Annotated in this window: 6 protein-coding genes; 3 read left to right on the top strand and 3 right to left on the bottom strand. The window is 39.8% G+C overall.

Annotated elements, in window-relative coordinates:
* The 3 genes from UC75_RS21205 to UC75_RS18830 all read right to left on the bottom strand — a co-directional run.
* Nucleotides 1-208: HIT family protein (locus UC75_RS21205; RefSeq protein WP_228137274.1), on the bottom strand; the 208-nt coding region annotated here is incomplete at its 3' end.
* A 183-nt stretch (nucleotides 209-391) separates the two neighbouring features.
* A complete protein-coding gene (locus tag UC75_RS10815) occupies nucleotides 392-1,129 on the bottom strand; it encodes a dienelactone hydrolase family protein (protein WP_004790213.1) in 738 nt (245 codons plus the stop codon).
* Nucleotides 1,130-1,299: 170 nt separating this feature from the next.
* Nucleotides 1,300-1,458 carry a DUF1328 domain-containing protein gene (locus UC75_RS18830; protein WP_002053759.1) on the bottom strand — a complete coding sequence of 53 codons (159 nt, stop codon included), beginning with the start codon at nucleotides 1,456-1,458 and terminating at the stop codon, nucleotides 1,300-1,302.
* Between the two features lie 193 nt (nucleotides 1,459-1,651).
* On the opposite strand from UC75_RS18830, the gene UC75_RS10810 reads away from it, so the two are divergent.
* The 3 genes from UC75_RS10810 to UC75_RS21200 form a co-directional block, all read left to right on the top strand.
* Complete coding sequence (locus UC75_RS10810) at nucleotides 1,652-2,110, top strand: YcgN family cysteine cluster protein (protein ID WP_004790211.1); 459 nt, start codon at nucleotides 1,652-1,654, stop codon at nucleotides 2,108-2,110.
* 108 nt (nucleotides 2,111-2,218) lie between these two features.
* Complete coding sequence (locus UC75_RS10805) at nucleotides 2,219-3,391, top strand: PQQ-dependent sugar dehydrogenase (protein WP_049837580.1); 1,173 nt, start codon at nucleotides 2,219-2,221, stop codon at nucleotides 3,389-3,391.
* 102 nt (nucleotides 3,392-3,493) lie between these two features.
* Nucleotides 3,494-3,933, top strand: a 440-nt coding sequence (locus tag UC75_RS21200; RefSeq protein ID WP_228137284.1) for an AAA family ATPase, incomplete at its 3' end; no start/stop codon positions are given.

The following is a 3,933-nucleotide window of genomic DNA, read 5'->3' as shown; positions in this document are numbered from 1 at the left end:
TTTCGTGGCGAGCAATTTCAAGAAGTGTAAGCAAGCCTTGATGTTCTTTAGATGTGATATCAAAAAAAGAACGAACATGGCGTAGTGGCGTTACCACACAGTGGCCTTTAGATAGCGGATTAGAATCAGGCAAAATTACAGCAAATTCATTCTTATCAATGATGTCATATTCATCAAATTCGCAATACGGACATTTCTTGTCAGTCATTGTTGTATCCTCTCATGTTATTCCATTAAACCCCGAGTGCGGGAAATAAGACTAGGCTTTGCTCTAGCTCAACGGGAGTATAGTTATTGAAGTATGGTTTAAAAAATACAGTAAAAATATTGCAAAGTCATAAACATTTAAGGGAGCAAATGCGAAAAAACATTTGCTCCAAATTGGCTTCTTTTATTTTAAAGTACGATCTAACAACGCGTACATTTTAGCAAGGCCTTGTTTTTCCGCTTCGCTATTATAGCCAAGGTCTACACCGTTCGCTTTAGCTTTTTCATCTGCAAGCGGGTTACTAAAGCCATGTTTAGCACCTTCTAAAACCACTACTTCGTGTTTAACCTCAGCAGCTTGCATCTCTTTTTCAAAATTAGCAACATCTTCTAAGGTGACCATGCTGTCTAGTTCACCATGTAGTACTAAAACTTCACCCTGAATGCTGCCTTTTTGAGCAGGTGCTTTCGGAGCTAATGTAGCATGGAACGTTATAATTGATTTAAGTGGTGCACCTGAGCGAGCAAGGTCTAATACAACTTTACCACCATAGCAGAAGCCAATTGCAGCAAGTTTTTCACTGTTTACTTCTGGTTGGGCTGCTAGAGTTTGTAGCGCTGCATTGGCACGGTCAGTAACCGTATCTAAATTTTCAAATGTCTGCATCATCCATTCATAGGCTTGAGCGGCAGTCGAGGTTACTTTTTTATCGCCATACATATCAATTGCAAGCGCAGCATAGCCATGTTCAGCAAGCTCACGTGCACGTTGTTCAGTATATTCGTTACGACCCCACCACTCAGGACCAACAATTACACCCGCAACAGGTGTTTCACTATCTGGAGCCGCAAAGTAACCAATTAAATGGCTGCCATCTGGTGCAGTATATTGAATTTCACGGGTTTTAATTGCTGTACTCATAACCTTAATCCTGAAATTTAAAGAGATTTAAACACGCTTGATTAAAGCATAAAAAGATAAAACTAATATAAATAACTGTGTAAGAATCTACATCAAAACAAAAGAGAGAAATCTTCACGCAATAAAAAAGAAGGAAACCAGTTCCTTCTTTTTAGGTGATCATGATTAAGTTACGTTCTGCCTCGGGAAATGAACCCAATTACAGCGAGAATTACAGCCACAACTAATAAAATCACGGCAAAGTCTTTAGATAGTCCTGCAACACCACCAAACCCTAATAGACTGGCAATGAGTGCAATCACTGCAAAAATTATAGCCCAACGGAACATATGCTGTTCTCCTTATTTTTTCATTGTTGTTTAACTATATAGCTTGTTTTTTGCACCGAATGTGTCGTTTATGTGGTTGAAATGTATATTAAACAATCATTTTGTGATGCTAGGAATACAGCTTCTTTTTTCGTACAGACGACTTCAATGTTATACTTAGCCACCGTTTCATCTCATCAGCTGCTAAAACATTATGTCTACCGAGACCTCACTTCGACCACTCTTCTGGAAAAACTATCCATTAGAGCAACTTACTCAAATTGAGTGGGAAGCTTTATGCGATGGGTGTGGTTTGTGCTGTTTGGTCAAGCTTGAAGATGAAGATACTCATGAGGTGGCTTATACCAAAGTGGCCTGTAAGTTACTCGATTGTGATACAGGACGTTGTACCGATTATCCAAATCGTCAGCAGCAAGTGCCTGACTGTTTGCAATTAACCCCAGAGTCTTTAAAAACAATTCATTGGTTACCATCGAGCTGTGCCTATAAGCGTTTGAATGAAGGTAAAAATCTACCTTCTTGGCATTATTTAAATACAGGTTCGAGACAAAGCGTCGTTAAGGCGAAAAAGTCAGTTGCTGGACGTTGTCTTTCAGAAGTTGATGTCCATGAAGATGATCTTGAAGATTATGTCGTACGATGGGTGCGTTAATATGCTCGTGATGGGCATTTTTAATTACAACGTATTATAAAGTAACATTTAATCGTAAATTTTTTGCTCATCTCCGTTATATAACAATAAAAACAAAAGGAGATAAAAATGATGAGACGATTAGCAACCCCCTTATTATGTAGTAGCTTTTTTTTGTTGATGGCTTGTGGGTCTAATAATACAAATTCAAAAAATCTTGAACAAAACACGTCTGCAAAAACAGAGCAGACCGCCTTAATCAAACAATCTTATCAAACTGAAATATTTGCTCAATTCAATGAACCTTGGGCTTTGACCAGCTTGCCTGATCAGCGTTTATTAGTCACTGAACGGCAAGGTAAATTAAAAATTTTTAACCCTAAAAATAAACAAATCTTGGATGTTCAAGGCGTTCCAGCAGTGAACTATGGGGGGCAGGGTGGTTTAGGAGATGTTATTTTGCATCCTGACTTTGCCAAGAATCATTGGGTTTATCTCAGCTACGCTACAAAAGGACAAGGCGGATCTGGAGCAGTGATTTCACGTGCGAAATTAGATTTATCTAATACCAATCAGCCAAAACTTAACGATATAAAGCAGATTTGGCAGCAAGTACCTAAAGTTTCAGGACAAGGCCATTATGGACATCGTATGCTTTTTGGCGCAGACGGTAAGCTGTGGGTCAGTTCAGGTGAGCGACAAAAGTTTGACCCTGCTCAAAACATGAAAAGTAACTTGGGTAAAATCTTGCGTTTAAATGAGGATGGTTCAGCGGTTGTAGATAACCCTTTTTATAAGCAAGGCGGGGTCACTGCTGAAATATGGTCGCTTGGACACCGTAATCCATTAGGTATGGCTTTTGATCGCCAAGGACAGCTCTGGGTAGTTGAAATGGGGCCTAAAGGTGGTGATGAGCTTAACGTCATTGTAAAAGGTGAAAATTATGGTTATCCAATCGTTTCAAATGGAGACCATTATTCAGGTCAACCTATTCCAGACCATCACACTCGTCCAGAATTTAAAGCACCAGAAATTGACTGGACTCCCGTAATCTCTCCGTCGAGCCTAATCATTTATCAGGGACAACAATTTCCTGCATGGAAAAATAAGGCGTTAATTGGCGGGCTATCTTCAGAAGCAATTATTGTGGTGGATTTAGAGCATAAACCCGTGAAAGAAGTGCAAAGATTAGATATGAAAAAACGTATTCGTGGATTACATGAAGCCCAAGATGGCTCGATTTGGGTCATTGAAGACGGCTCAAATGCGCGTTTACTGAAGCTAAGTAAGAAACCCTCTTAATGTGAACCAGCCTGTAAATAACGGACGTGTCTCATAGATTCAAATTGTAGATTTCTGTGAGACACAATAGACTATAGTGAAAAGACGATAAAGCAATTTGAGATGTCAGACACCCATATTCCACTTCCTGAACGCCTGCGCCCGAGAGACTTGTCTGAAATTATTGGGCAAGATCATTTATTAGGTGAACATGCGCCACTGCGTCAAATGATTGATCAGGGGCATTTGCCTTCTATTATTTTTTGGGGGCCACCAGGCGTTGGTAAAACAACAATTGCTTTGCTTTTGGCTCAAGCGATAGATCGCCCATTTGTGAGCTTATCTGCGCTGAATACGGGCGTAAAAGAATTACGTGAAGTGATTGCAGAAAGTGGTGATTTACTGACACCTGTAGTTTTCATTGACGAAATTCATCGTTTTAATAAATCACAGCAAGATGCATTATTGGGTGCAGTTGAAAAAGGCAAAATTACCTTAATTGGCGCGACGACTGAAAACCCATCTTTTGAGGTGAATAGTGCGCTTTTATCTCGCTGTCAGGT

It is taken from the genome of Acinetobacter sp. V2 (genome assembly GCF_001188385.1).
Lineage (GTDB): Bacteria > Pseudomonadota > Gammaproteobacteria > Pseudomonadales > Moraxellaceae > Acinetobacter > Acinetobacter oleivorans.
The sequence above is the reverse complement of the archived record's forward strand: the minus strand, read 5'-3'. Positions and strand labels throughout refer to the sequence as shown.